A 25,920-nucleotide genomic window follows, 5' to 3' on the forward strand; every position below is an offset into this window, starting at 1 on the left:
ACCAGATCAATCAACTCAGGTTTCGTAAGCCCCTCAAGATCCTCGCGATTCATGGAAAGGATGAATCACGGACAGCCCGGTTTGGCAAGGGGGTGAGTAATTACCGGCCCAGAGGGTTCTTCTCCAAGGATCGTGTAGAAAACCCCAGGTTCTACCTCCCGAAACGCTTGCCTTCTACTCTCGCTGATGTAGGTATAGAGAAGTCGATTTAGATGCCCTACGTGATATCGTGGCTTCTCCTGTAACGACCTCCTTAACATAGGCGCGCCTTCAAGTTCGCGCTTATCGGTTATCAGGTACTCCATGACGGCTTTTGCTTTGGCCTGCTGCCGACCCGCGCGCTTCTTGTTTCCGCCATTTCCACTTTTTGCTTCGATCAGTCCGAACGTCCCATATGGGCCAAACAGCGTGAGATCAGCAAATCGGAGCGAACCCGTTAAGTCGTTGAGAAGACATGGACATCCTTCCTTGAATAGCCTGCGCAAAATTGCGCGCTCAAGCCTATTGCCTCGCTTGCCGGTAATGTTTCCTGCCGACTCTTTCAGGAAGAGCGGCTTGATGTCCCATCGGTCAATGTACAAAAATGCAATACTATCACCGATATCTCTGCATAAGCCGATAGTGGACCTATGCTGTTCAATGCAGTCATTGTGCTGAGTGAGTTTAGCTTTTGCAAAATTCGCCTCCTCCTTATCAAGTCCTTTTTTACTAAGGCTCGCACGAACTGAACTGATCGCGCTCTTCTGGCGAGTTATGCTCATTTCTGCGCGAGATATCAGTATTATGAGATTTTCCTGAATATCTAAGCCAATGTGGGCATCGCTTTTAGGTCGGCGCTGCAATGCCTTCAGCGCCGTCAGCGTTTTGGTCAGGCGCTGCCCCTCGGATAGACGCGGCAATAGGGCTACTCCAATGACTTACGAGGACCGAACAACTTCGCAGCGATATGCTGGGGTGGCTGACCACGTCCTCGCCACATACGCCAATCGCCATCTTCCTCACTGTAAGCCATCTGGATATTACTTGGATGATCCTGCCCAGCATCTCGCATTAACGCGAGGTAGGACTCTAAGCTAAACTCAAGAAGGTAACTGTTGCGTTTCCGATCGGAAGTAACAACAAATTTTATTGCTAACGACGATTTCTCGGTGGCAAATTCCCAGAAAATGTAACTATGTATGATTGTATCGATAAGGCCTAACGCCGATACTTTAATAGGTTTAAAATTATCGAAGTCGAAATGTTCCCAGTATTGCCATCTTTCACGCCATGTCAACGGCTTGATTGAAAGATAGCGGTTACAATTGACGTTACGGTCGTCAAAGGAGCTAGATAACTTGTAGCTATGAGCCAACTTCCGCATAGCGTACGCGGAGTTGAATACCTTGTTTTCTAAAAGGTAGCTCCTGCGGTCCGAGACCGGCTTGGTTGACCACCGCTCAAGAATATCCGCATCCTTTAAATGCCGTTGTTTCCACGGCCAACTCTCGTGAATCACTCGCACCATCCCATGCAGCCACCGAATATATTCTGGCACAGTTAGGCGAGGCGGTAATCAGAGAAGTGGGAGCGGCGCTGTTTCAACCTTTTTTACTGGCCGAGTAGCGATGTCCAGATTAGCGAACCGGTTTGGCGGCGCCGAGCGTTGGTGCCGCAAGGGAATCACCGCTTTCAGATATTGGAGACACTGTCTCGCACGGCGAAAAGGGCCACACCTTGCTGACCGGGGGCTTGGCGGGGAGCAAACGGCAACTTCTGTCGGAAACGCCGAACGGTGGCGACATCAGGATCATCCGGAACTGGGTCGAGGGCGGTCGTGACCGTTGAGGGCCAAGCGAGCCGCGGCTTTACCTATCACCGGCTCAGACGCCGCCAGTCTGCAAGTGGTCCCTAACCCGTTAAACCTTGCAAATTGCAATGGGTCTGGGGCCGAGGCCCCAGCCGCCGGAGGCCCTTATGCTGCCGAGTTCGCGAGATGGGCCCCGGCCTTCGCCGGGGTGACGATGAAGAGCGGTGTTGCGACGAAGGAGGGGGGATGACCTGATTGTGTCGCCGCTTACCCCAACACCGCGCGGGCGGTGTCGAGGCGGGTGGCGTAGCGGTCGAGGGCGGCGGCGGTTAGGGCGGCGTAGCGGTTGGCGTCGGTGAAGCGGCGTTCTTCGATGGCTTCGCGGACGCCGGGGAGGGTTTTGGCGCCGTAGCCGGTGAAGCGGCCGGGGGCGTAGATCGAGTGTTTGTACCAGCTGCGGCCGGGGAGGCCCTCCGGGATGAGGAGTTGCTGGTCGATGTCGCGGAGCAGGGCGTTGAGCTTGGTGCGGGCGGCCGTGGTCAGAGCCGGGCCTTTTGCGGTGAGGGCGGCGTCGAAAGCCTTGGCACTGGATTCGAGGCGGGTGACGGCGTTTTCGAGGGCGGCGAGCTCGATGATGGGGGTGGCCGGCAGGGGAAGGGCGGCGGTGACGGGGGCCTTGGGGTCGCTGGCGAGGGTGAAGCTGCCCGCGGTGAGCAGGGCTTCGCGTTTGGTGTCCTGCTTGCGGCGGGTTTCGACGAGGGTTTTTACCTCGGCGAGGTAGGTTTTCACGGTGGTGGCGAAATCGGCGAAGCGGACCGGCGGGGTGGGGGCGTCGGCGATGCGCAGGACGAGGCGGCCGGTGGTTTGCGAGAGCGCGGCGCCATAGGCGAGGCCGGGGTCGTCGAAGCGGGTGAAGTGTTCGTAGCTGTCGTAGATCGAGTGGTAGGCGCCGCCGGATTCGTCCTCGCCGCCATAGCCGATGTTGAGGGCGGGGATGCCGAGATGCTGGAGGAATGACGAATAGTCCGAGCCCGAGCCGAGCGCGCCGATGGGCAGGTCACCGCCGGATTCGGCCGCAGCGAGCGTGGTTTCGGCGACGGCCTGGCCATCATAAGCGTTGGCGCGGAGCCGGGCGCGGGCGCGATCGCCGACGCTGGCGCCGGTTTGCGGGTCCTTCACGTCGCGGGCGACCTGGTTGACGAGGTGCTGCCATTGGTGGCTGCCCTCCGCATATTGGAAGCCGCGGCCGTTGCCATCGGTGTTGATGTAGATGACGGCCTTTTTCTGGAGCTCGGCGGCGTGGGTTTCGACCCATTCGGTGCTGCCGAGGAGCATCGGTTCCTCGGCGTCCCAGCTGGCATAGACGATGGTGCGCGAGGGCTGCCAGCCGGCCTTGGCCATAGCGCCGAGGGCCTTGGCCTCGGACAGCATGGCGACGTTGCCCGAGAGCGGATCGGAGGCGCCGAAGACCCAGCCGTCGTGGTGGTTGCCGCGGACGACCCATTCGTCGGGACGGTCCTTGCCCTTGAGCTTGGCGATGACGTTGTAGGCGGGCTTCAGGCTCCAGTCGGATTTGACGGCGAGGCGGACCTGGGTCTTGCCGTCGCCGCCGAGGTGATAGGAGAGGGGGAGCGCGCCGCGGAAGTCGTCGGGCGCGCGGGGTCCGCCCATGGTGGCGAAGATTTTCTGGGCGTCGCCGTAGGAGATCGGCAGGACGGGGATCTTGAGGATGGTCGCCGCCTTGTCGCGGGCGAGGTGTTTTGCGCCCGGGACCGAGCCATAGCCGGGGGTGGTGGGGTCGCCGGGATAGACCGTCATGTCGGCGACGGAGCCGCGCTGGACGGCGTTTTCGGGGCGGGCGCCGCCGCTGGGATAGGTGTCGGCGGTGGCATAGCCGTCGTTGGCGGGATCGGAATAGATGAGGGTGCCGACGGCGCCGTGTTCCTGGGCGAGTTTCGGCTTGAGGCCGCGCCAGCCGCCGCCGTAGCGGGCGAGGGCGATCTTGCCGCGGACATCGACGCCGCGGCGGGCGAGGGCGTCGTAGTCGGCGGGCAGGCCGTAGTTCACATAGACGACGTCGGCGGTGACATCGCCGTCACCCTGGAAGGCGACGTATGGGGGAAGTGCGTCGGCGAGGTTGGCTGAGCTGGCGTCCTCGGCGATGGTGGGTTCCTGGCCGCCGAGCTTGATGGCGGTGGGGGCGACGAGCTCGAGGCTGACCGTGAGCGGGGTGGGGTAGAGCACGTCGAAGCGCTCGATAGCGGCGTCCCAGCCCCATTCCTTGAATTTCGACAGGATGAACTCGGCGTTGGCCTTGTTGTGCGCCGAGCCGACGTGGTTGGGGGCGGAGGCCATTTGCTTGAGCCAGGCCATTTGTTCGGCGGCGGAGATGCTGGCGTCGAGGGACTTTTCGTTGGCGGCTTGTTGGGGCGTGAGTTGGGCGAGAGCGGGTGCCGTGCCGGCGAGCAGGATGGCGAGCGTGATGCTGCGGAACTTCATGGAAAAGGGACCCCCGTGGATGTGCCGGCATCGTGGCACAGGCGGGGCGAGGGCTCAAACCGGTTATTTTTGCGCCAGGCGTTCGATGAGGGCCGTGGCGGCGGCGGGGTTGCGGACCTTGGCGCCGGAGATGAAGTAGATGTAGGTCTGGCGCTTGTTGGCGGCCCAGGTGCGGGTTTTTTCGGCCCAGGCGTCGAGGTCTGCGGGGCTGTAGCCGGTGGGGTGGGCCTCGGTGGCGCGCTGGAGGCGCGCGTAGGTGAAATCGGCGGTGGGTTCGTCGATCATCGGGTAATCGTCTGAATCCGCGAAGACGATGGCCGCGTTGGCTTTCCTGGCAAGGGCGATGAAGGCGGGGTCCTTGAAACTGTCGTGGCGGACTTCGAGGGCGTGCTGGAGGGGGATGCCGTCCTGCTTTGCCGGGAGCATGGCGACGAAGGCGGCGAAGTCGTCAGGGTCGAAGCGCTTGGTGGGGGTGAATTGCCAGAGGATCGGGCCGAGGTGGTCGCCGAGTTCGGTAAAGCCTTGTTCGAGGAACATGCGGATTGATTCTTCGCCCTCGGCGAGGATTTTTCGGGCGGTGCTGTAGCGGGAGGCCTTGACGGCGAAACGGAAGCCGTCGGGCACGCTGGCGGCCCATTTGGCGAAGGTGGCGGGTTTCTGGCGGCCGTAGAAGGTGGCGTTGATCTCGGTGGCTGTGAGGTGCTGGGCGGCGAAGGCGAGTTGCTTCGTCTTGGCGAGGCCGTCGGGGTAGAAGGTGCCGCGCCAGGGATCGAAATCCCAGCCGCCGACGCCGATGTGGATGTTGCTTGTCATGGGGGGAGGTTAGCGCGGTTGGCGGGGGGCGTGACAGGGGGTATCGGGTGGGGATGTGGATTTGGGAGTTGGGTGTGGGATTTGGTGATTTTCGGGACGGGGGGACACCCCCACCCGGGCCGCGTGAAGACGCGTCTCTCGCCTCCCCCGTTGACGCGAAGGCGTCGCCTACGGCTGAGGGGGAGGACAAGAAGTGGTGATGGACGAGGATATTGCGCTGGCGCATGTGCTGGCAGATGCGGCGGGGGCGGCGATACGGCCTTATTTTCGGCGGCCGTTCCTTGTCGAGACCAAGGAAGATTTTTCGCCGGTGACGGTGGCGGATCGCGCGGCGGAAGCGGCGATCCGGGCTTTGCTGGCGGAGCATCGGCCGCATGACGGGGTGATCGGCGAGGAATATGGCGATGACCGGGCGGATGCGGCGCGGGTTTGGGTGCTCGATCCGATCGACGGGACGCGGGCGTTCGTTGCCGGAAGGCCGATTTTCGGGACGCTGATTGCGTTGCTCGAGGATGGCGTGCCGGTGCTGGGGATGATCGACCAGTGTATTATCGGCGATCGCTGGGTAGGAGCGGTTGGGCGGCCGACCTTGTTCGGCGGGCATCCGGCGCATGTGCGGCGGTGCGGGGGGGTGGCGCAGGCGCGGGTCGGGACGACGTCTCCGCATGCGTTTTCGGCCGAGGATTTTGGGGCGTTTTCGAAGGTGCAGGCGGTGGCGCTCGATGTGCTTTATGGGGGGGATTGCCATAATTATGGGCTGGTGGCTTCGGGGCATCTCGATGTCGTGGTCGAGGCTGAGCTGAAGGTGCACGACTGGGCGGCGCTGGTGCCGGTGGTTACCGGGGCGGGCGGGGTGATGACGGATTGGGCCGGCGCGGCGCTGCGGTTGGGGAGTGATGGCCGGGTTGTCGCGGCTGGGGATGCGGGGGTTGCGGAGGCGGTGCGGGGGTTTTTGTTGGGGTAGGGGCAGACTCACCCACCCCCGACCCCTCCGTTGACGCGAAGGCGTCGCCTTACGGCTGAAGAAGGGAGGGGAGAAGAAAAGATGCTACTTTTTCAGACCGGTCCAGTGGGCGATGAAGGTCCAGAGGTCGGCGATTTCTTCGATCTGTTTCGAGGTAGGCTTGCCGCTGCCGTGGCCGGCGCGGGTTTCGATTCGGATCAAATGCGGCTTGTCGCCGATCTTGGCGGCCTGCAGCGCGGCGGCATATTTGAAGCTGTGGCCGGGGACGACGCGGTCATCGGTGTCGGCGGTGGTGACCATGATGGCCGGGTAATCCTGGCCGGCGCGGATGTTGTGGTAGGGCGAATAGCCGTAGAGGTTCTTGAACTGGGCGGCGTCGGCGGGGTCGCCGTAGTCGTCGGTCCAGGTGCGGCCTTCGGTGAACAGCGGGAAACGCAGCATGTCCATGACGCCGACCGCCGGAAGCGCGGCGGCGAAGAGGTCGGGGCGCTGGTTGACGACGGCGCCGACGAGAAGCCCGCCGTTGGAGCCGCCCTGGATGGCGAGGCCGTTCCCGGGGGTGGTGCCCGACTTGATGAGATATTCGCCGGCGGCGATGAAATCGTCGAAGACGTTTTGCTTCTGCAGGCGGGTGCCGGCGTCGTGCCAGGCCGCGCCGTATTCGCCGCCACCGCGCAGGGTGACCTCGGCATAGACGCCGCCCATTTCCATCCAGGCGAGCGCGCCGACCTTGAAGTTCGGCAGGACGTTGATGTTGAAACCGCCGTAACCGTACATCAGCGTTGGGGCGCCTTTCGACAGGTCGAGGCCCTTTTTATGGGTTACGAAGATCGGGACTTTGGTGCCGTCCTTCGAGGTCGCGAAAACCTGGGTGACGACATAGTCGGCGGGGCTGAAGGCGACCTTGGGGGCGTTGAAGGCGGTGCTGGTGTTGGTGGCGGCGTCATAGCGGTAGAGCGTCGGCGGGGTGTTGTAGCTGGCGAAGCTGTAATAGCTGACGGCGGTGCCGGGGGTCGCTTCGAAGCCGGCGGCGGTGCCGAGGCCGGGGAGGGCGACCTGGCCTTGCGGGGCGCCGGCGAGCGAGTAGCGGCGGACCGACGTGCTGGCGTCCTTGAGCGCGGTGACGACCAGGCGGTCGCCGAGGATGTGGGCACCGGTGATGGTGTCCTTGCCTTCGGCGACGATGGTGCGCGGTGCGCCGGTCAGTTTGTCGAAGGCGACGACCTTGTAGCGCGGTGCGCCGGCGTTGGTGGCGAAATACAGGGAGCCGCCGACATTGCCGGCGAAGCGCCAGTCGTCGGCACGTTTGGCGATCAGGGTGGTGAGTTTGGACGCCGGGTCGGAGAGATCCTGGACGCGGATTTCATAGCTGTCGTCGGAGCCGGTGCTCGAGCGGATGACCAGCCAGCGGCCGTCGGGGCTGGTCTCGGCCTCGTTGTAATAGCCGCGGTGTTCGGTCGAGGCGTAGATCTGGGTGTCGGCGGTTTGCGGGGTGCCGACGCGGTGGAAGAAGACATTGTGGTCATAGACCGCCGAGACGAAATCCTTGCCCTTGGGGGTGGCTGGATGGCGCGAGTAGAAGAAGCCGTAATTGTCGGCGTTCCAGGCGATCTTGGAGAATTTGACCCAGTCGAGGTCGTCGGCGAGGATCTGGCCGGTCTCGACGTCGAGCACCTTGATGGTGCGCCAGTCGCTGCCGCCGTCCTGGATGGCATAGGCAATGCGCTTGCCGTCGGCTGAGGGCGCCCATTCGGCGAGGGCGGTGGCGCCGTCCTTGGCCCAGAGGTTGGGGTCGATGAGGACCCGCGGCGCGGCAGTTCCGTCCTGCACCATTAGGACCGACTGGTTCTGCAGGCCGGTGTTGCGGCGGAAGAAAATACGACCGCTGCGGACTTCGGGGACGGTGACGCGCTCGAAATCGAAAAGCTGGGTCAGGCGGACTTTGATGGCGTCGCGGCCGGGCAGGGTCGCGAGGTAGCTTTGCGTTACCTTGTTCTCGGCGGCGACCCAGTCGGCGACGGGCTTTTGGGTGCGGACATCGCCTTCGAGCCAGCGATACGGGTCCTCTACCGACGTGCCGAAGCTGGTGTCGGATTGGGGGACCGTGGTGGTGGCCGGGTAGGTGATGGGGGCGGCGATGGTCATGCCAGAGAACATAGGTGTGAGACCCAGCAACAAGGCGGCGGCGAGATTGCGAAACATCGGGATTCCTACTTGGTCAGGCCGGTGAAATGGCCGGCGAAGGCCCAGAGATCGGCGGCTTCGGCGATGATCTTGTCGGTGGGCTTGCCGGAACCGTGGCCGGCGCGGGTTTCGATGCGGATGAAGTGCGGCTTGTCGCCGAGCTTCGCCGCCTGCAGCGCAGCGGTGTATTTGAAGCTGTGGCCGGGGACGACCCGGTCGTCGGTATCGGCGGTGGTGACGAGGATGGCCGGGTAGTCCGTGCCGCTGCGGATATTGTGGTACGGTGAATAGGCCAGCAAGGTCTTGAAATCGGCGGCGTTGGCGGGATCGCCGTAGTCATCGACCCAGTAGCGCCCGGCGGTGAAGCGGTTGAAGCGCAGCATGTCCATGACGCCGACGGCGGGCAGGGCGGCCGCAAAGAGGTCGGGGCGCTGGTTGACGGCGGCGCCGACGAGCAGCCCGCCGTTGGAACCGCCCTGGATGGCGAGTTGTTGCGGCGTCGTCAGGCCCTTGGCGATAAGGGCTTCGGCGGCGCCGGTGAAATCGTCGAAAACGTTCTGCTTTTTGGCGAGCCGCCCGGCGTCGTGCCATTCGGCACCGTATTCGCCGCCGCCGCGCAGATTGGCCTGGACGAAGATGCCGCCCATTTCCATCCAGGCGAGACGCGACGCCGAGAAGCCAGGGGGCAACGAGACGTTGAAGCCGCCATAGCCGTAGAGCAGCGTCGGGTGGGTCTTGGTCAGGTCGAGCGACTTCTTGTGGCTGATGAACATCGGCACTTTGGTGCCGTCCTTCGAGGTGAAGAAGACTTGGGAGACGGTGTAGTCGGCGGGATCGAAATCGACCTTAGGGGTGCGGATGACTGCGGCTTTGTTGGTGGCGCTGTCGTACGACCAGATCGTCGCCGGGGTGGCGAAGCTCGAAAAGGCGAAATAGGTCAGCGGGGTGTCGCCGCCTTCGAAGCCCGAGGCGCTGCCGATGCCGGGGAGAGGAACGGTGCCGGCGAGCTTGCCCGTGAGGTCGTGGACATCGACGACCGACTTGGCGTCCGACAGCGTCTCGATAATGAAGCGGTTGCCCGACATTGCGGCGCCGGTGATGGTGGCGGGGCCCTGCGGGATGACTTCAGTGAGCTTGGCGGTTAGGGCATCGACGGCGACGAGGCGATAGCGCGGGGCATCCTTGTCGGTGACGAAATAGAGCGTGGTGCCGCGGGTGCCCGCCAGGTTCCAGCTATGGTCGAGACCGGGAATGAGGGTGCGGGGTTTCTCGGCCCTGGCCAAGTCCGCGATGGTGACTTCGTAGCGAGCGTCGGTGCCGGCCGACGAGGTGATGATCAGCCAGCGGCCGTCGTCGGTGACCTGTGCGCCGTGGCCGAGCTTGGGGCGATCGGGGGTGGCGTAAACCAGCGTGTCGGCGGCTTGGGCGGTGCCGAGGCGGTGGAACATCAAATGCTGGTTAAGGTTGGTCGACTGGAACTTTTCGCCGGGCGCAGGGGCGGCGAAGCGTGAATAATAGAAGCCGCCGCCGTCCCTGGTCCAGGCGATGCCGGTGAATTTTGCCCATTCTATGGTGTCGGTGAGATCGGTACCGGTGGCGACGTCGCGGACTTTTATGGTGCGCCAGTCGGTACCGCCGTCCTGGACGGCATAGGCGAGGCATTTGCCGTCCTCGGAAGGCTCCCATTCGGCAAGGGCGGTGGCGCCGTCCTTGGCCCAGGGATTGGGATCGAGGAGGATGCGCGCCGGGGTGCCGGGCTGCTCGACATAAAGAACGGCCTGATTCTGCAGGCCGGAATTGCGGGTGTAGAATTGCGTGGTGCCGCGCAGGCGCGGGACGCCGAAACGTTCGTAGTTCCACAGTTGGGTCAGGCGGGCGCGGATTTTCTCGCGGCCGGGCAAGGTCGCCAGGAAGGCGTCGGTGGCGGTGTTCTGGGCGGCGACCCAAGCGGCGACCTTCGGATCGGTACGGACGTCGTTTTCGAGCCAGCGATAGGGGTCGGCAACGGGGACGCCGTGCTGGATGTCGGTCTGGGCGACGGTGGCGGTGGCCGGGTAGGTGATCGGGGCGGCGGCGGCGGGAGCGGACATCAGCAGGACGGCAAGCAGGGTGAGGCGCACAAGCGGGAGGCTCCGGGTCGATAGCGGGGAGTGGGTAGCATAGAGGTTGCGGCTGGCGGCGCTAGGGGTTGCTGGGGGTCGGGATTGGCCGTCGTGATTGTCGGCGGGCGGGGACCCCCACCCCGCTCGGCTGGGGCCGAGTCGCCCTCCCCTCAGGGGGGAGGGAGGTAGAAGAGGGTCAGGCGGGCGCCTTGTTTTCCTGAACCAAATAGGGGGCAGGATAGCCGGCGGTGCCGAAGGTGCTGGCAATGAGCTTGTTGGTGTCGAACCAGACCTGCCAGCAATGCGCCGTGTGGCAATAGGGGCGGATGGCGAGGACGGTGCCGCGCTCGTTGAATTCCAGGATCTCGACGTCCGGCGCGGGTTGGGAGACGACGTTGGGGATGGCGGCGAGGGCGGTCTTCAGCCGGGCGATGGCGTCGATCGGATCGACGCCGAACGCCAGTTGGGCGGTGCGATCGACGCGGCGGTATTCATGCGCCGAGAAATTCTTGATGACGTCGTTCGAGACCTTGCCGTTGCCGACGATGGTCTGGACGTTGTCGGGCGAGGTGATGACGGTGTTGAACAGGCCGATCTCGGTGACGGTGCCCTCGATGCCGCCGGCGATGACATAGTCGCCGACCTTGTAGGGGCGGAAGATGATGAGAAAGGCCCCCGCGGCGAAATTGCCGAGCAGGCCCGACCAGGCCGCGCCGACGGCAAGGCCGACACCGGCGAGGAGCGCGGCGAACGACGTGGTCTCCATGCCGAAATAGCCGAGGATGGCGACGACGAGGACGATATTGAGGACGACGCCGACGATGTTGGCGAGATAGCGTTGCAGCGTCGGATCGAAATTGCGGGCGGTCAGCACGCGCGACATGATCTTGATGGCGAAGCTGATCAGTCAGCGGCCGACGACGTAAAGCGCGATGCCCATGAGGACCTTGACGGCGACCGCCACAGAAGTGGCAGGATCGATCCCGACCAGGCAGTGATGTCGTTCATGTCGTCCGTTGCACGGTGTCGTTACTGATCCGGGACGGATTTAAGCCCATCTGGGCAATCATGTATAGCCCTGCCGTGGCAGCGCCGCGACAGTCGCCGCGGCAACGCACGGGCGCATCAAATCATATAAAGATATCTTTATGCTTGCTCCGACGGCTCCTCCGGCCTATGTCGCGAGCTTGCTCCCATAGACAGGAATTTCGCCGTGGCGACTAAACCCGTGACCGATCTCAACGATTATGCGATTGCCGATATCGGCCTCGCCGACTTCGGTCGCCGCGAGATCAACATCGCCGAGACCGAGATGCCGGGCCTGATGGCGCTGCGCAAGGAGTTCGGCGCGTCGAAGCCGCTGAAGGGTGCGCGCATCGTTGGCTCGCTCCACATGACGATCCAGACCGCCGTGCTCATTGAAACGCTCGCCGAACTCGGCGCCGAGCTGCGCTGGGCGACGTGCAATATCTTCTCGACGCAGGACCATGCCGCCGCCGCGATCGCCGCGACCGGCATCCCGGTTTACGCCATCAAGGGCGAGAGCCTCGCCGATTATTGGGATTATGTCGGCCGCATCTTCGATTGGGGCGACACGACGTCGAACATCATTCTCGATGACGGCGGCGACGCCACGATGTTTGCATTGTGGGGCGCCAAGCTCGAGGCCGGCCAGGTTTTGGGCGAGCCGGAGAACGAGGAAGAAGTCGAGTTCCAGCGCGCGCTGAAGGCGTTCATCAAGCTGCGTCCCGGCTATCTGACCGAAACCGTCAAGAATCTGAAGGGCGTTTCGGAAGAGACCACCACCGGCGTTCACCGCCTGTACGAGATCGCCAAAAAGGGCGAGCTGCCGTTCCCGGCAATTAACGTCAATGACAGCGTGACCAAGTCGAAGTTCGACAATCTTTATGGCTGCAAGGAATCGCTGGTCGACGCCATCCGCCGCGCCACCGACGTCATGCTGGCCGGCAAGGTCGCCGTGGTTGCCGGTTTCGGCGATGTCGGCAAGGGTTCGGCACAGTCGCTGCGCAACGGCGGCGCGCGCGTCATGGTCACCGAAATCGATCCGATATGCGCATTGCAGGCGGCGATGGAAGGCTTTGAAGTCGTGACGATGGAAGAGGCCGTGACCCGCGCCGACATCTTCTGCACCGCGACCGGCAATGCCGATGTCATCACCGCCGAGCACATGAAGGCGATGAAGCCCAACGCCATCGTCTGCAACATCGGGCATTTCGACAGCGAGATCCAGATCGCGGCGCTGTCGAACTACAAGTGGACCGAAGTGAAGCCCGGCACCGACATCGTCGAGTTTCCGGAAGGCAACCAGATCATCATCCTCGCCAAGGGGCGCCTGGTGAATTTGGGCTGCGCGACGGGCCATCCGTCGTTCGTGATGTCGGCCAGCTTCACCAACCAGGTGCTGGCGCAGATCGAACTCTGGACCAAGTCCGAGCAGTACAAGAACGAAGTATACGTCCTGCCAAAGCATCTCGACGAGAAGGTGGCGATGCTCCACCTCGAAAAGCTGGGCGTGAAGCTGACCAAGCTGAGCGAAAAGCAGGCCGGGTATATCGGCGTGCCCACCAGCGGCCCGTTCAAGCCGGATCATTACCGGTACTAAAATCTTTGTGCTTGCACGCGGTTTGCGCGTGCAAGCACATTGCATTATATGGGTGGGATGCAGACGCGCCGCGCCCAGAAGCCGATCACCATACGCTCCGACCGGGCGGCGTCACGGCTGGCGCTGCTGACGCGTGACGGGCGCAGCCAGGCGCAGGTGATCGAGGAAGCGCTTGAGGCGATGCCGGTGCCGGCGTTGCCGGACGAGCGCGCCGAGCGGTTGGCGCGGATCGACGCGATACTCGATCAGTTGCGTCAGCGCACCGACATTCCCTCCATGGCTGAGTTCGATGCCCGTGAGTACGACGAGCGTGGCAACCCGCGTTGAGCATATCGCTTGTCGTCGACACATCGGCATTGGTTGCGATCATCAAGGCTGAGCCCGGCCACGCCGAGATGCAGTTGGCTTTGGTCAGCCAGACGGCGGCCCTGCCCGCGCCTGCCCTGGTTGAACTCCAGCGGGTCATGGCGACCGCAGGCAACCATCCCGATCCTCGGGTCCTGGCGCTTGTCGAGGCGTTTGGATTGCAGGTCGTGCCGTTCGATATCGAGTCCGCCAATGCTGCTACCTCGGCGAATGAGCGTTTCGGCACCGGCAACGGGCGCGGCGGATTGCTCAATATGCTCGATTTGATGGTTTATGCGTTTGCAAGGGTCGAGGGCCTACCGATCCTGTGCACAGGTAAGGATTTCGCTTCCACCGACGCTAAGCTTCACCCGGCGAGCCGGCGCGAATGATTGTAGTGGACGAAGCGGCGATGGCGGACGTTGCCGGGCGGCTGGCTGACGTTATCCGCACTGGCGATGTCCTTGCGTTGTTTGGCGATCTCGGGGCGGGGAAGACGACGTTTGCGCGGGCGGTGATCCAGGCTCTGGGTTGGGCGGGAGAGGTGCCGTCGCCGACATACACTCTGGTGCAGCCGTATGAGGCACCCGATGTGCGGGTGCCGGTTTGGCATGTCGACTTGTACCGGCTGGACGCGCCGGATGACGCCGATGCGCTGGGATTGTTCGAGACCGATGCGGCGTTGATCGTCGAATGGCCGGAGCGGCTGGGCAACCGGTTGCCGCGCGATGCCCTGCGGCTGACGATTTCGGGGAGCGGCGATGCGGTTCGGCACTTGACTTGGGAAGCGCCCAAGGCTTGGGAGGGTCGGTGGCCTCCGCTCCTCTCCAAATGATCCCGCCGGTTACGGCCCCCGATTTTCTGGCACGCAATGGCTGGGGCGGCGCGCGGATTGCGCCGCTGGCGGGGGATGCTTCGTTTCGGCGCTATTTCCGGGTGCATGGCGATGCCGGGACTGCGGTGCTGATGGATGCGCCGCCTGAAAAGGAGGATTCGCGGCCGTTTCTGGCGATCGGCAAGCAGCTTGATTCGCTGGGGTTTTCGGCTCCGCAACCGTTGGCGGTGGATCTCGAACAGGGCTTGATCCTGCTCGAGGATTTCGGCGATGATCGCGTTGGCCCGGTGCTGTCGCAGTCGCCCGAACGCGAGCGGGCGGTTTACGAGACGGCAGTCGATATTCTTGCGGCGCTGCACGTCCATCCGGCGGGCGATGTGTCGCCATACTCGAAGCCTGAATTGCTGCGCGAGGCGCGGTTGTTTCCGGACTGGTATTTGCCGGCTGTGGGGGTGACCGAGGCGGCTGGTTATGATGCCGCATGGCAGCCATTGTGGGCGCCGGTGCTAGATGCGTCGCCGGTGCTGACGTTGCGCGACTATCACGCCGATAATCTGATGATCATCGATCGGCCAGGGCTGCGCGGGCTGGGGTTGCTCGACTACCAGGACGCGCTTGCGGGTCACCCGGCGTATGACCTGGCGTCGTTGTTGCAGGATATCCGGCGGGTGGTTTCGCCCGAGCTCGAGGCGACGATGATCGAGCGATACCTGGCGGCGCGGCCGGGGGTCGATGCGGTAAATTTCCGGACGGCATACGACATTCTCGGGGCGCAGCGGAATATCAAGATCCTGGGCGTCTTTACACGGTTGTATGTGCGTGATGGCAAGGCGGCTTATCCGGCGTTCCACCCGCGGCTGTGGGAATTGGTGACGCGCAACCTGGCGCAGCCGGCACTCGCACCGGTGGCGGACTGGTTCGCGGCGAATGTGCCGGCGGCTGCGCGGTTCGGTGTAAAGGTGACGGCATGAGTACGCCGCTGGCGATCCGGCCGCGCATCGACGTGACGATGCCGCAAACGGCGATGGTGCTGGCGGCAGGGCTTGGCAAGCGCATGCGGCCGTTGACGGCGACGCGGCCCAAGCCGCTGGTCGAGGTGGCGGGGCGGACGTTGCTCGATCGCGCGCTCGACCGGGTCGAAGCGGCGGGAATCGGCACGGCGGTCGTCAACGCGCATTATTTTGCCGACCAGATCGATGCGGCGGTGCGGGCGCGGAAAGGCTTGCTCGATATCCGGGTTTCGGACGAGCGCGAGCAGTTGCTCGAAACCGGCGGCGGCGTTGTAAAGGCGATGCCGCTGATCGACGCCGACCCGTTTTTTGTCATCAACGCCGATAATATGTGGGTCGATGGATCGGCCGATACGCTGCGGCTGATGGCGCAGCGCTGGGACCCGGACACGATGGACGTGCTGCTGTTGCTGGTGCCTCTGGCGCGCGCGGCGGGCTATGACGGGCGCGGCGATTTCCATCTCGATCCGGGCGGGCTGGTGCGGCCGCGCGGCGAGGTGCGGGTGGCGCCGTTCGTCTATTCGGGCATCCAGCTGATCTCAAAACGCCTGTTCGATGGTGAGCCGGTGGAGCCGTTTTCGGTCTGGCGGCAATGGCACAAGGCGCTGGCCGAGGGCCGCTTGTTCGGGGCGGTTCACCAGGGGCTGTGGTTCCACGTCGGCACGCCGGCGAGCGTCGGTGAGACCGAAGCCCTGCTTGCGACCGTCTGACCGGCGGTCCGCCGGATGAGCCTTTATTCGATCCCGGCGCATGTTGCGTTCGTCGATGCGCTGGCCGCCGGCCTGCTTGAACGCTGTGCGGGGGATCCGCTGGCGCTTGCTCAGGCGCATGTGCTGCTGCCCAACCGGCGTGCGACGCGGGCGTTGACCGATGCGTTCGTGCGGTTGGCCGATGGCGGGCTTTTGTTGCCGCGGATGACGCCCGTGGGTGATATCGGCGACGATAGTTTCGACCGTTTTGCGGCGGGTGAGAGCGCTTTGCCACCCGCTGTGCCGGCATTGTTGCGGCGGCTTGAGCTGGCACGGCTGGTCCGCGCCATGCCGCGCGACGTCGGGCGGAGCGCGGTCGAAGCGCTGCGGCTGGGCGATGAACTCGGCGGCGCGCTCGATGCATTGCTGGCCGAGGAGATCGCGCCGGATCGGTTGGCGACAGTCGTCGAGAATGCCGACCTCGCCGAGCATTGGAAGGAGACTTTGCGCTTTCTCGACCTGGTGATCACCAACTGGCCGCCGGCGCGCGATGCGATCGGCGGCAGCGATGGCGGCACGCGGGTGGCGGCGTTGATCGATGCGCTGACGGCGCGCTGGCGGGCGGTGCCGCCGGCCGGGCTGGTGGTCGCGGCGGGGATCAGCGGCAGCTCGCCGCCGATCGTACGGTTGCTGAAGGCGGTGGCCGTGTTGCCGCAGGGGCTGGTGGTGTTGCCGGGGCTCGATACCGATCGCGGCGAAATCGCTTCGGCGCGCTGGGCGGCGATTGGCTGCCGGGCGGCGGACGCGCAAAGCGTTGTCCGCGATTCGGAAGAGCATCCGCAATTTGCCATGAAGGCGTTGCTGGCGCGGATGGAATGGGGCCGCGACGAAGTTGCCGATTGGGGCGTGGCGACCGGGCGCGATGGCCCGGCGGCGCGGACCGAGGCGGTGATGGCGGCGATGGCGCCGGCGGCGGCGGGTTGGCATGCCGAGGCGGAAACCACGGCGTTCGAGGGGGTTCGCGCGGTCGAGGCGGCGACGCCGGCCGAGGAGGCGCAAGTCATCGCGCTGGCGCTGCGCGAGGCGTTGACGGTGCCCGGCCAGACGGCGGCGCTGGTGACGCCCGATCGCGGGTTGGCGCGGCGGGTGGCGGGGCAGTGCCGGCGCTGGGGGTTGATGGTCGATGATTCGGCGGGCGTGCCGCTGCGGTTGACGCCGCCGGGGGCGCTGGCGTTGGCGCTGGTCGAGGCGATGGCGCAGGGATTTTCGCCGGTGGCGCTGCTGGCGGCGTTGAAGCATCCGCTGACGGCGTCGGGCGAACGCCGGTTGGCGTGGCTGGGGCATGTGCGGCGGCTGGATCTGGTGCTGCGCGGGGTGCGGCCACCGCCGGGGTTGGAAGCGATTTCGGAGCAGCTCGAACGCTGGAATGTCGATGCGGGCGCGCGCTTGCGTCGCAGCGGTGCCGATGCCGAGGCACTGGCGGCAGGGCGCGCGCGGGCGGCCGGGCTCGAGGCGTGGTGGGACGGCGCGGCGGCGATGCTCGAGCCGCTTTCGCAGCTTGAGGAGCGCGGCGAGACCGACTTGCCGCGGCTGGCGGCGGCGCTGCGCGAAGTAGGCGGTGCGCTGGCTGGCGACCGGTTGTGGAGCGGTACCGATGGGCGTGCGCTGGCCGGGTTGATCGAGCGATTGGAGGCCGATGGCGGGGTGTTCGGGCGCTTTGCCATCGACGAGGCGCCGGCGTTGCTCGCGGCGCTTCTCTCCGACATCGCGGTGCGCCCGGCGTATGGCGGGCATCCGCGATTGGCGATTTTAGGGCCCCTCGAGGCCCAATTGCAGCGTGCCGATCTGATGATTCTCGGCGGGCTCAACGAGGGCGTCTGGCCGGGGCGGCCGGCGCCCGATCCGTGGCTGGCGCCGGCGATCCGCGGGCAGTTGGGTTTGCCGGGGCTGGCGCGCGCGACCGGGCTGGCGGCGCATGATTTCGTCGGCGGGCTGGGGGCGCCGCGGGTGCTGCTGACGCGGGCGCGGCGCGATGCCAGCGCGCCGCTGGTGCCGTCGCGGTTCTGGTTGCGGTTGCAGGCGTTCAGCGGCGACATCGTCCATGATGACGGGCTGCTGTTGCTGGCGCGGCGGCTCGACGGTGCGGGGCGGGCGCATCCGGTGGCCAAGCCGATGCCGAAGCCGGCGGTGGCGCGGCGGCCGCAAATATTGTCGGTGACCGAGGTCGACACGCTGGTGACCGACCCGTTTGCGTTTTATGCGAGGTCGATGCTGAAGCTGCGGCCGCTCGATCCGCTCGACCAGGATCCGACGGCGGCGTCGCGCGGCAACCATATCCACGGTGTGCTCGAACGCTGGGTCAATGCCGGGACGGGCAGCACGGCATTGCTGGCGCGGTTTACCGAGGAAATGCTGAGTACCGAAGGCAAGATGTTTCCGTTGCTGCGCGCGTTGTGGGCGCCGCGGGCACGGCGGGCGCTCGCCTGGGCAGGCACCGAGATCGAACGGCGCCAGGCCGAGGGCTGGACAACGATGATGGCGGAGGCCGGCGGCGAGTTGCTGCTGGGCAACGGGATCACGCTGCGTGGCCGCGCCGACCGTATCGACCGCGATGACAGCGATCGTCTCGTGGTGGTCGACTACAAGACCGGGCGCTCGCCATCGGGCGCGCAGGTGCGGGCCGGGCTGGCCAACCAACTCGGATTGATGATGGCGATGGCGTCGGCCGGCGTCATGCGGACGAAGTCCGGCCCAGTGCGGCCGGGGGTGCCCGAGGCGATCGCCTATTGGCGGCTGGCAGGGGGGCGTGAGCCGGGCAAGGTCCTCGATCCGCTGAAGGGCCGGCCGCCTTTGTCGGCGGTCGATCATGTCGACGATGTGCTGGCGCGGGCCGAGCGGCGGACAGAATGGCTTTTGAAAACGCTGACGCCGTTCGAGCCCAAATTGCAGCCGGGCCTGGCGTGGGGCGATTACGATCATCTGGCGCGCGTCGCCGAATGGCTCGATCGTCCGACGCGGCGTGATAGGACCGGGGGGGGCAGCGCATGATCGCCGGCAAGCGGCTGCTGCCGTTGATGGATGCGCAGGCCTCGGCGGCGGCGCCCGATGTCCATGCCTGGGTCGCGGCCTCGGCGGGAACGGGCAAGACCCAGGTCCTGTCGGCGCGGGTGTTGCGGTTGCTGCTCCAAGGCACGCCGCCGCACGCGATCCTGTGCCTGACCTTTACCAAGCTGGCGGCGGCCGAAATGCAGACGCGGGTGTTCGACCGGCTGGCGTCATGGGCGCGGTGCAGCGACGAGGCACTGGCGGCGGATCTGACGGCCTTGCGCGCCGGCGACGATGCCGAGATGGGCGGCCGGGCAAGGCGATTGTTTGCCCAAGTGCTCGACGCGCCGCAGGGGCTGGCGGTGCAGACCATCCATGCGTTTGCGCAGGGGCTGATTGCCAGTTTCCCGGTCGAAGCGGGGGTGGCGCCGGGGTTTGCGACGCTCGACGATCGCGGCGGCGCAGTGCTGCGGCGGCGGTTGCTGGCGGAGGCGATCGAGCGCGCCGATGCCGAGGGCGACGGCGGGTTCCTCGGTGATCTGGCAGCGATCAGCATTGCCGGCGGCGAGATGCAGTTGGGCAGCGTCGCGCAGCGGCTGGGTGGCCATGCCGAGGCGCTGGCTGGGCTGCGTCTTGAGGGCATCGAGCCGATGTTGCGGCGCGGTTTCGGGTTGGCGTCGGACAGCGATGCGGCGGGCGCAGCGAAGACGGGGTTGGCGCGGATCGACCGTGGTGGGCTGCAGCGGCTTGCGGCGGCGCTGGCGGCGGCGGGGAACGACAATGCGGTGAAGCTGGCGGCGGGGCTGACCGATTGGCTGGGCACGGCGGAACCGGGTGTGGAGGCGATCTACAAGCTGTTCGTCACTGCCGACGACACGCCGCGCAAGACGATGGTGCCCAAGGCGGCCGATTTGCGCGATCCGTCGCTCAAGGATCTCTGCGCGCAGACGGGCTTGATGCTGATCGAGCTGGCGGCGGAACAGCGGCTTTATGCGGTTGCTGCCCATGCCGCGTGTCATCTGCGCGTCGGCAAAAGGCTGGCGGCGGATTGGGCGCTGGCCAAGGCGCGGCTGGGCGTGGTCGATTATGACGACATGATCGCGGCAGCGGAGCGGTTGCTGCTCGCGCCGGGGGCGGCGGAATGGGTGCGCTACAAGCTCGACCAGCGCATCGACCATGTGCTCGTCGACGAGGCGCAGGACACCAATGGCCGGCAGTGGCGGATCGTCGAGGCGCTGTCCTCCGAGTTTTTCGATGGCGAAGGCGCGCGCGACGTGCAGCGGACGTTGTTCGTGGTCGGCGATTACAAGCAGGCGATTTTCAGCTTCCAGGGCTCCGACCCCAAAATCTATCGCGACAAGCGTGAGCATTTCGAAGCGCTTGCCAGCGATAGCCGCGAGCTTTGGCGAAACATCGACCTGGCGACCAATTTCCGGTCGGTGCCGGCGGTGCTCGAAGTCGTCGATGCGGTGGCGGATGTGCTGGGCCACCCGGCGCTCGACCCATTGGGGCATGTGCCGAGGCATCAGGCGCACCGTGCGGAAGGCGCCGGTTATGTGACGCTGTGGCCACCAATGGAGACCGATGCCGGCGGCGGCGATGACGACGGTGGCGGCGATAGTGAAAGCGACGACGACAGCGAGGGCGTGCGCGCGCCCAAGGCGGAGATCGCGCTGGCGCACCAGATCGCCGAGCGCATCGCCGGCTGGCTCGATCCGCGCAAGCCGATGATATTGCCGGCGCGCGGCGTGCCGGTGCGGCCGCAGGATATCCTCGTGCTGGTGCGCAGCCGGAGCGCATTTTCGGGGGCGCTGGTGGCGGCGCTGCACGTCCACGGCGTGCCGGTGGCGGGTGTCGATCGGTTGAAGCTGACCGAGCCACTGGCGGTCGCCGACATGCTGGCATTGGCGCGGTTCGCCTTGCAGCCGGCGGACGACCTGACGCTGGCGGCGCTGCTGGTGTCGCCGTTCATCAACCTCGATCACGAGCGGCTGTTCGCGCTCGCCGACGAACGCGAGGGCAACCTGTGGCAACGGGTGCGGGATAGCGGCGACCCGCTGGTGCTAGCGGCGCGGGAATGGCTGACCGAAATGCTGGGCTTTGCCGATTTCGCGGCGCCATACGAGTTTTTCGAGCGGGTGCTGTCGGGCAAGCTGCAGGGCAGGGCGAAATTGCTGGCGCGGCTCGGCGAGGAGGCGCGCGACGCCATCGACGCGGTGCTCGACCAGGCGCTGGCCTTCGAGGCGGCGAATGCGCCGTCACTGCAGGGATTCCTGGCGTGGGTCGAGGGCGATGATATCGAGATCAAGCGTGATCCCGACGCGCCGCTGGACGCCGTGCGGTTGATGACGGTTCACGGTGCCAAGGGGTTGCAGGCGCCGGTGGTGATCATGGCGGATGCGACCAAGGCGCGGCGGGCCGAGCGCGAGGCGCCGGTGATGATGGCGTTCGACGGCGGCCCGCCGCTGCCGGTGTTCGTCGGCAGTCGCAAGGCGCTCGGCGGGCGATTGGGCGATGCGATCCAGCAGGCCGACGAGGATGCTGAGCGCGAGCATTGCCGGCTGTTGTACGTGGCGCTGACGCGCGCCGAGGATCTGCTGTTCATCGGCGGCGCGCTGGGTCCGGGCAAGACCGAGGCGCCCGAGGGCAGCTGGTATGCGATCGTCAAGTCGGCGATGGAGGGACTCGACATCGAGACCGACGACGAGGGCGCGATGTGCTTTGCCACCGGGGTGCCGATGGAGCGCAAGCCTGTGGAGGCGGTAATACGCCCTGAGGCTGCGGTAACGCTGCCGGCCTGGGCGCGCGAGATGCCAGCGGAGGAGGCGCGGCCACCGCGGCCGCTGTCGCCGAGCGCGATTGCAGCCGACGATGTTGCGGCTCCCCCGGCGAGTGCGGCGTCGAAGCTCGCGGCGCGACGCGGATCGGCGTTGCATGCGCTGTTCGAGCGGCTGCCCGATATCGATCCGACGCGGCGACGCGAGGTCGGCGAGGCGTGGTGCCGGATGAGCGTGCCGGACCTCGATGCGGGGGCGATCACGGCGACGGTGCTGGGGATCCTCGATGATCCGCGTTTTGCCGCGGTATTCGCGCCGGGGGCGCTGGTCGAGGCGCCGGTGGCGGCCGTGGTGGAGGGGATCGTCATCGCCGGCAAGGTCGACCGGCTGCTGGTCGCTGCAGCCGAAGTGCTGGTCGTCGATTTCAAGACCGGGCGGCGGGTGCCGGCCGACGCGGATGCCGTCGAGCCGTATCACCTCAAGCAGATGGCGGCCTATGTCGCGGCGCTGGCGAAGGTTTTCCCCGATCGGCCGGTGCGCGCCGCGCTGCTGTATACCGAGGGCCCGGCGATCATCGACCTGCCCGATGCCCTGCTCGCGCTTCACGTCCCCCAAGCGGAACTATCGTTGAAGCTGCGCGCTGACACGCCTATCTCTCCTGCATAGCAACGAGGAAACTCCGATGGCCGCCAAGCACGTTACCGACGCCTCCTTCCACGCCGATGTGATCAGCAGCGGCAAGCCGGTGCTGGTCGATTTCTGGGCGGAATGGTGCGGGCCTTGCCGCCAGATCGGGCCGGCACTCGAGGAGCTCAACAACGAGCTCGACGGTGTCGATATCGTCAAGATCAACATCGACGATAACCCCGATGCACCGACTCGCTATGGCGTCCGCGGCATCCCGACGATGATCCTGTTCAAGAACGGCGAAGCCGTGGCGACCAAGGTCGGCGCCGCGCCGAAGTCGCAGCTCAAGAGCTGGCTCGAGGGCGAGCTCGCGTAAAGCGGGTTTGCATAAAAACGTGATCGTCATGCTGAACTTGTTTCAGCATCCATCGTGCGGCTGGCCAACATTCGCCTGAGGCACAATGGATGCTGAAACAAGTTCAGCATGACGAAGTGATGGGTTGTTAGGCCGAAATCACCATCTGGCCCAGCCGTGGAAAGTGCACCGCCACGTTGCCGCAGCGTTCGCCGCTGCGCAGGATGATGATCCCAATGGGATCGAGTTGCGCGAGCTTGCCGGTCGGCGTCGCATCGCCCGAGCCATCGGTCTTGACCGCCACTTGCTGGCCCGCGGTGAACGGCGCGTCGATACGCCCCTTGATGGCGGCGGGCTCGGCCGCAGCAGCCACGGCAATGGCTTCGTCGGCACTGATCTCGGAATGGGTGCCATGGCCCAGGGCCTTCACCCGGCCGAACCAGGCGGCGAGATTGGGCAGTGCGAAGATCGCGTCCGATGTTGCCTTGGCGAACGGAATGCCGCGGACGAACCAAGTATTTGAATAGAATGCGAGGTCGGCGTGGCCCGGCGCATCACCGCCGACGAAGCTGCGGCCGTCCGCCAGGCTGGCGTCGAGCCAGTACGCCGCGGTCAGCGCCTGTGACGTCAGGTGCGGCGTCGCCTTGCTTAGCTGCGCCATGTCGAGCCCGAAGCGGCCCTTGCGATCCTCGACGAAGCTGTCCGGCATCGCGCCGGCGGGCATCGTGCCCATCGCTGCACCGACATGGGCAAAGAACTGCACCCCGCCGGCCCAGTTGGCGATGACCTTGTGAAGGCTGCCGAGCGGGGCCGGGTACAGGCTCGGCGTGGGCTTGAACTCGTCGAGCGCGTGCAGGATGGCGGCGGTGTCGCAGTAGATGTCGGCGCCGATCTGCAGCACCGGCGTGCGCGCATAGCCGCCGGTCAGCTCGGTCAGGTCGGGCTTGGGCAGGATGTTGGGGATGATCACCGACTGCCATTCGAGCTGCTTGAGGCCCATCGCGGCGCGGACCAGCTCGGCAAAGGGCGATGTTTCATAATGGTGGAGAATCGGGATCATCTGCGGTCCTTCGCTGGCGTCGGACCTGTCTTAGCGCAGCGACACCCGCCCGCCGCCCCTCCCTTAGAAGGGAGGATCAGCTGCGATAATCGGCGTTGATGCTGATGTAGCCGTGGGTGAGATCGCAGGTCCAGACGGTGGCGCGGCCATCCCCGGGCCCGATATCGACGAGGATGTCGACGTCCTCGCCGGCGAGATGCGCGGTGACGGGGGCTTCGTCGTAGCCGGGCACGACAGCGCCGCCGGCGGCGACCTCGGTGGTGCCGAAGCGGATCGACAGCCGGTCGCGGTCGGCAGCTTCGCCGGCCTTGCCGACGGCCATGACGACGCGGCCCCAATTGGCGTCGCCGCCGGCGATGGCGGTCTTGACCAGCGGCGAGTTGGCGATGCTCATGGCGATGCGGTGCGCGGCGCGGTCGTCCTCGGCGCCGGTGACGGTGATGGCGATGAACTTGCTCGCGCCTTCGCCGTCACGCACCACGAGCTGTGCCAGCTGCCGGCACAGGTCCGCCAGCGCGGCGGCAAAGGCGTCGGCGCCGGGCGACGACCAGCCGGTCAGCTCCGAATTGCCCGCAGCGCCCGTTGCAAAGGCGAGGATGGTGTCAGACGTCGAGGTGTCGCCGTCGACGGTGATGCAGGAGAAGGTTCTGGCGTTGGCGGCGGCGAGCGCGGCCTGGAGGAAATCGGGCGACACCGCGGCATCGGTGAAGACGAAGCCGAGCATCGTCGCCATGTCGGGGGCGATCATGCCGCTGCCCTTGATGATGCCGCTGAGGGTGATTTTCACCTCGCCGATCATTGCCGTCGTTACCGCCCCCTTGGCGAACGTGTCGGTGGTGCCAATGGCGACCGTCGCATCGTGGAAGCTGGCGCTGCCCAGCGCGGCGTGCGCGGCGGTGACGCCGGCGACGGCTTTCTCGCGCGGCAGCGGCACGCCGATGACGCCGGTCGAGGCGGCGAAGACTTCGCCGGAACCGCAGCCGAGCAGCGCGGCGGCGGCGGCGGATTGCGCCTCGGCGGCTTCGCGGCCGGTCAGGCCGGTAAAGGCATTGCTGTTGCCGGCGTTGATCACAAGCCCGCGGGCCCGGCCGCCGGGCAGGCGCTGGCGGCACAGGTCGACCTCGGGGGAGGGGCAGCGCGAGCGCGTCAGGACCCCTGCGACGGCGGTGCCGGGGGCCAGCTCGACGAGCGTCACATCGGCGCGGGCCCAGGCCTTGTAGCCGGCCGTCGCCGTGCCGAGGCGGACGCCGGCGATCGGCGCCATGTCGGGGAACGGGCGGGCGAGGGGGGAAACGGTCATGCCGGGGTCTTGCCGGGGGTGGCTTTACTTGTCGAGGGTGGACTCCATTCCCAATGCCATGGCTCGAAGACATAATTGACGAAGCCGAAGCGCGCGGCGTTGCTGACCAGCCAGCGATAGGCCAGCGTGCGCGTCATGAAGCGCCGGTTGCTGTTGTCGGATGAATCGGGGCCAAACCCCGCCGCGGCGCCGACGTGCAGGTCGAAGGCCAGCCCGGTGCGATGCGCCGAGCAATTGGCGCGGACGACGCCGTAGCAATTATTGTCGATGATGCAGCGGACATCGTCGTCGAGCGGCAAGCGGAAGCCCGAGAAGATGGTGAACCAGTTCGGATCGCCGCCGGGCGGCAACGATGCCCGCGCCGAGGCGATCATCCGGCGGTAGGCGGCCAGTGCGTCGGCGCGTTGCTGGATCGACTTGCCGCCATAGCTTTCGGCGGGGCTGGCAGTGGCGAGACGGGACGCGTCGGGTGGTTCGGGGCAGGCGCCGCCGCGCATCAGGCGCGCGAACGGGCGGGCCAGGGTCCATTTGGTCTTCATCACGGCAAAGCCCGGCAGGTCGAAAACGCCGGTCGGAGCCAGCTTGTTGGCGGCTTGCCAGCGAGCGAGCGCCGCAGTGAATCCCGGCGTGTCGGCGGCGCAGCGCGTGCCGATTTCGGCGGCGATCTTGTTGGCATAGATCGCCCAGCCGGTCTCGGGGCGTTTGTACGGCGCCCAGGCAAGGGTTTCGAACGAAGTGGCATTGGCGGTGGCAGCGGGTGCCGGGCCGGCGGTGCAGTCGGCCTGGGCGGCAACCGGCGCCGCAAATAGAAACAGGAGCAGAAGCAACAGTCGCACCGGGACACCTTCTCGTTACGCAGCGGAACCACGACGGGCTCCGAAGGTTTCAACATCATTGATAACG

Annotated in this window: 20 protein-coding genes; 11 read left to right on the forward strand and 9 right to left on the reverse strand. The window is 65.9% G+C overall.

Annotated elements, in window-relative coordinates:
- Nucleotides 1-65 precede the first annotated feature (65 nt).
- Nucleotides 66-899 carry a hypothetical protein gene (locus tag IEW98_RS08110; protein ID WP_188762449.1) on the reverse strand — a complete coding sequence of 278 codons (834 nt, stop codon included), beginning with the start codon at nucleotides 897-899 and terminating at the stop codon, nucleotides 66-68.
- A gap of 529 nt (nucleotides 900-1,428) precedes the next feature.
- Here IEW98_RS08110 and IEW98_RS08115 point away from each other — a divergent pair.
- Complete coding sequence (locus IEW98_RS08115) at nucleotides 1,429-1,605, forward strand: hypothetical protein (RefSeq protein ID WP_188762450.1); 177 nt, start codon at nucleotides 1,429-1,431, stop codon at nucleotides 1,603-1,605.
- Between the two features lie 451 nt (nucleotides 1,606-2,056).
- Here IEW98_RS08115 and IEW98_RS08120 read toward each other — a convergent pair whose 3' ends face one another.
- Entirely contained in the window at nucleotides 2,057-4,288 is a 2,232-nt protein-coding gene (locus IEW98_RS08120; RefSeq protein ID WP_188762451.1) for a transferrin receptor-like dimerization domain-containing protein, read from the reverse strand.
- Nucleotides 4,289-4,351: 63 nt separating this feature from the next.
- Entirely contained in the window at nucleotides 4,352-5,101 is a 750-nt protein-coding gene (locus IEW98_RS08125; RefSeq protein ID WP_188762452.1) for a DUF72 domain-containing protein, read from the reverse strand.
- Between the two features lie 199 nt (nucleotides 5,102-5,300).
- Between IEW98_RS08125 and IEW98_RS08130 the strand changes: the two genes are divergently transcribed.
- Nucleotides 5,301-6,065 (forward strand): inositol monophosphatase family protein, encoded by a 765-nt coding sequence (locus tag IEW98_RS08130; RefSeq protein ID WP_371870762.1) that lies wholly within the window; start codon nucleotides 5,301-5,303, stop codon nucleotides 6,063-6,065.
- Between the two features lie 84 nt (nucleotides 6,066-6,149).
- Here IEW98_RS08130 and IEW98_RS08135 read toward each other — a convergent pair whose 3' ends face one another.
- The 3 genes from IEW98_RS08135 to IEW98_RS08145 all read right to left on the reverse strand — a co-directional run bounded on the left by IEW98_RS08135 (nucleotide 6,150) and on the right by IEW98_RS08145 (nucleotide 11,234).
- A complete protein-coding gene (locus IEW98_RS08135) occupies nucleotides 6,150-8,267 on the reverse strand; it encodes a prolyl oligopeptidase family serine peptidase (protein WP_188762454.1) in 2,118 nt (705 codons plus the stop codon).
- Nucleotides 8,268-8,275: 8 nt separating this feature from the next.
- The gene (locus IEW98_RS08140; RefSeq protein ID WP_188762687.1) at nucleotides 8,276-10,339 is read right to left on the reverse strand and encodes a prolyl oligopeptidase family serine peptidase; all 2,064 of its coding nucleotides are present in this window, start codon (nucleotides 10,337-10,339) and stop codon (nucleotides 8,276-8,278) included.
- 208 nt (nucleotides 10,340-10,547) lie between these two features.
- Nucleotides 10,548-11,234 carry a mechanosensitive ion channel family protein gene (locus IEW98_RS08145; RefSeq protein ID WP_207792534.1) on the reverse strand — a complete coding sequence of 229 codons (687 nt, stop codon included), beginning with the start codon at nucleotides 11,232-11,234 and terminating at the stop codon, nucleotides 10,548-10,550.
- Between the two features lie 330 nt (nucleotides 11,235-11,564).
- Here IEW98_RS08145 and ahcY point away from each other — a divergent pair, with 330 nt between their 5' ends.
- The 9 genes from ahcY to trxA are packed head-to-tail and all read left to right on the forward strand — an operon-like array spanning nucleotide 11,565 to nucleotide 22,678.
- The gene (ahcY, locus tag IEW98_RS08150) at nucleotides 11,565-12,974 is read left to right on the forward strand and encodes an adenosylhomocysteinase (protein ID WP_371870763.1); all 1,410 of its coding nucleotides are present in this window, start codon (nucleotides 11,565-11,567) and stop codon (nucleotides 12,972-12,974) included.
- A 48-nt stretch (nucleotides 12,975-13,022) separates the two neighbouring features.
- The gene (locus IEW98_RS08155; RefSeq protein WP_188762689.1) at nucleotides 13,023-13,301 is read left to right on the forward strand and encodes a hypothetical protein; all 279 of its coding nucleotides are present in this window, start codon (nucleotides 13,023-13,025) and stop codon (nucleotides 13,299-13,301) included.
- Entirely contained in the window at nucleotides 13,298-13,711 is a 414-nt protein-coding gene (locus IEW98_RS08160) for a type II toxin-antitoxin system VapC family toxin (protein WP_279380358.1), read from the forward strand. Before IEW98_RS08155 ends, IEW98_RS08160 begins: the two co-directional genes overlap by 4 nt.
- Complete coding sequence (gene tsaE / locus IEW98_RS08165; RefSeq protein ID WP_188762456.1) at nucleotides 13,708-14,154, forward strand: tRNA (adenosine(37)-N6)-threonylcarbamoyltransferase complex ATPase subunit type 1 TsaE; 447 nt, start codon at nucleotides 13,708-13,710, stop codon at nucleotides 14,152-14,154. The genes IEW98_RS08160 and tsaE overlap by 4 nt, the downstream gene beginning before the upstream one ends.
- Nucleotides 14,151-15,125, forward strand: coding sequence for an aminoglycoside phosphotransferase family protein (locus IEW98_RS08170; RefSeq protein ID WP_188762457.1), 975 nt, complete (start codon nucleotides 14,151-14,153; stop codon nucleotides 15,123-15,125). Before tsaE ends, IEW98_RS08170 begins: the two co-directional genes overlap by 4 nt.
- Nucleotides 15,122-15,874 (forward strand): nucleotidyltransferase family protein, encoded by a 753-nt coding sequence (locus IEW98_RS08175; RefSeq protein ID WP_188762458.1) that lies wholly within the window; start codon nucleotides 15,122-15,124, stop codon nucleotides 15,872-15,874. Before IEW98_RS08170 ends, IEW98_RS08175 begins: the two co-directional genes overlap by 4 nt.
- 15 nt (nucleotides 15,875-15,889) lie before the next feature.
- Complete coding sequence (gene addB / locus IEW98_RS08180) at nucleotides 15,890-18,901, forward strand: double-strand break repair protein AddB (protein ID WP_188762459.1); 3,012 nt, start codon at nucleotides 15,890-15,892, stop codon at nucleotides 18,899-18,901.
- Nucleotides 18,898-22,341, forward strand: coding sequence for a double-strand break repair helicase AddA (addA, locus tag IEW98_RS08185; protein ID WP_188762460.1), 3,444 nt, complete (start codon nucleotides 18,898-18,900; stop codon nucleotides 22,339-22,341). Before addB ends, addA begins: the two co-directional genes overlap by 4 nt.
- A gap of 16 nt (nucleotides 22,342-22,357) precedes the next feature.
- A complete protein-coding gene (trxA, locus tag IEW98_RS08190) occupies nucleotides 22,358-22,678 on the forward strand; it encodes a thioredoxin (protein WP_188762461.1) in 321 nt (106 codons plus the stop codon).
- Between the two features lie 127 nt (nucleotides 22,679-22,805).
- Here trxA and IEW98_RS08195 read toward each other — a convergent pair whose 3' ends face one another.
- From IEW98_RS08195 to IEW98_RS08205, 3 genes are all read right to left on the reverse strand, one after another.
- A complete protein-coding gene (locus IEW98_RS08195) occupies nucleotides 22,806-23,717 on the reverse strand; it encodes a glutathione S-transferase family protein (protein ID WP_188762462.1) in 912 nt (303 codons plus the stop codon).
- A 76-nt stretch (nucleotides 23,718-23,793) separates the two neighbouring features.
- Nucleotides 23,794-25,017 carry a bifunctional glutamate N-acetyltransferase/amino-acid acetyltransferase ArgJ gene (gene argJ, locus IEW98_RS08200; protein WP_188762463.1) on the reverse strand — a complete coding sequence of 408 codons (1,224 nt, stop codon included), beginning with the start codon at nucleotides 25,015-25,017 and terminating at the stop codon, nucleotides 23,794-23,796.
- Nucleotides 25,014-25,853: a M15 family metallopeptidase domain-containing protein gene (locus IEW98_RS08205; protein ID WP_188762464.1), complete on the reverse strand. Its 840-nt coding sequence runs from the start codon at nucleotides 25,851-25,853 to the stop codon at nucleotides 25,014-25,016. Before IEW98_RS08205 ends, argJ begins: the two co-directional genes overlap by 4 nt.
- Nucleotides 25,854-25,920: the final 67 nt, after the last annotated feature.

Origin of the sequence: Sandarakinorhabdus glacialis, assembly GCF_014643455.1 — a bacterium.
GTDB lineage: Bacteria > Pseudomonadota > Alphaproteobacteria > Sphingomonadales > Sphingomonadaceae > Sandarakinorhabdus > Sandarakinorhabdus glacialis.

Bases quoted from the DNA above. Each gene is read 5' to 3' on its own strand.
- IEW98_RS08120 (WP_188762451.1), bottom strand. From the start codon at position 4,288: ATGAAGTTCCGCAGCATCACGCTCGCCATCCTGCTCGCCGGCACGGCA.
- IEW98_RS08125 (WP_188762452.1), bottom strand. From the start codon at position 5,101: ATGACAAGCAACATCCACATCGGCGTCGGCGGCTGGGATTTCGATCCC.
- IEW98_RS08130 (WP_371870762.1), top strand. From the start codon at position 5,301: ATGGACGAGGATATTGCGCTGGCGCATGTGCTGGCAGATGCGGCGGGG.
- IEW98_RS08135 (WP_188762454.1), bottom strand. From the start codon at position 8,267: ATGTTTCGCAATCTCGCCGCCGCCTTGTTGCTGGGTCTCACACCTATG.
- IEW98_RS08140 (WP_188762687.1), bottom strand. From the start codon at position 10,339: ATGTCCGCTCCCGCCGCCGCCGCCCCGATCACCTACCCGGCCACCGCC.
- IEW98_RS08145 (WP_207792534.1), bottom strand. From the start codon at position 11,234: ATGTCGCGCGTGCTGACCGCCCGCAATTTCGATCCGACGCTGCAACGC.
- IEW98_RS08155 (WP_188762689.1), top strand. From the start codon at position 13,023: ATGGGTGGGATGCAGACGCGCCGCGCCCAGAAGCCGATCACCATACGC.
- tsaE (WP_188762456.1), top strand. From the start codon at position 13,708: ATGATTGTAGTGGACGAAGCGGCGATGGCGGACGTTGCCGGGCGGCTG.
- IEW98_RS08170 (WP_188762457.1), top strand. From the start codon at position 14,151: ATGATCCCGCCGGTTACGGCCCCCGATTTTCTGGCACGCAATGGCTGG.
- IEW98_RS08175 (WP_188762458.1), top strand. From the start codon at position 15,122: ATGAGTACGCCGCTGGCGATCCGGCCGCGCATCGACGTGACGATGCCG.
- addB (WP_188762459.1), top strand. From the start codon at position 15,890: ATGAGCCTTTATTCGATCCCGGCGCATGTTGCGTTCGTCGATGCGCTG.
- addA (WP_188762460.1), top strand. From the start codon at position 18,898: ATGATCGCCGGCAAGCGGCTGCTGCCGTTGATGGATGCGCAGGCCTCG.
- trxA (WP_188762461.1), top strand. From the start codon at position 22,358: ATGGCCGCCAAGCACGTTACCGACGCCTCCTTCCACGCCGATGTGATC.
- IEW98_RS08195 (WP_188762462.1), bottom strand. From the start codon at position 23,717: ATGATCCCGATTCTCCACCATTATGAAACATCGCCCTTTGCCGAGCTG.
- argJ (WP_188762463.1), bottom strand. From the start codon at position 25,017: ATGACCGTTTCCCCCCTCGCCCGCCCGTTCCCCGACATGGCGCCGATC.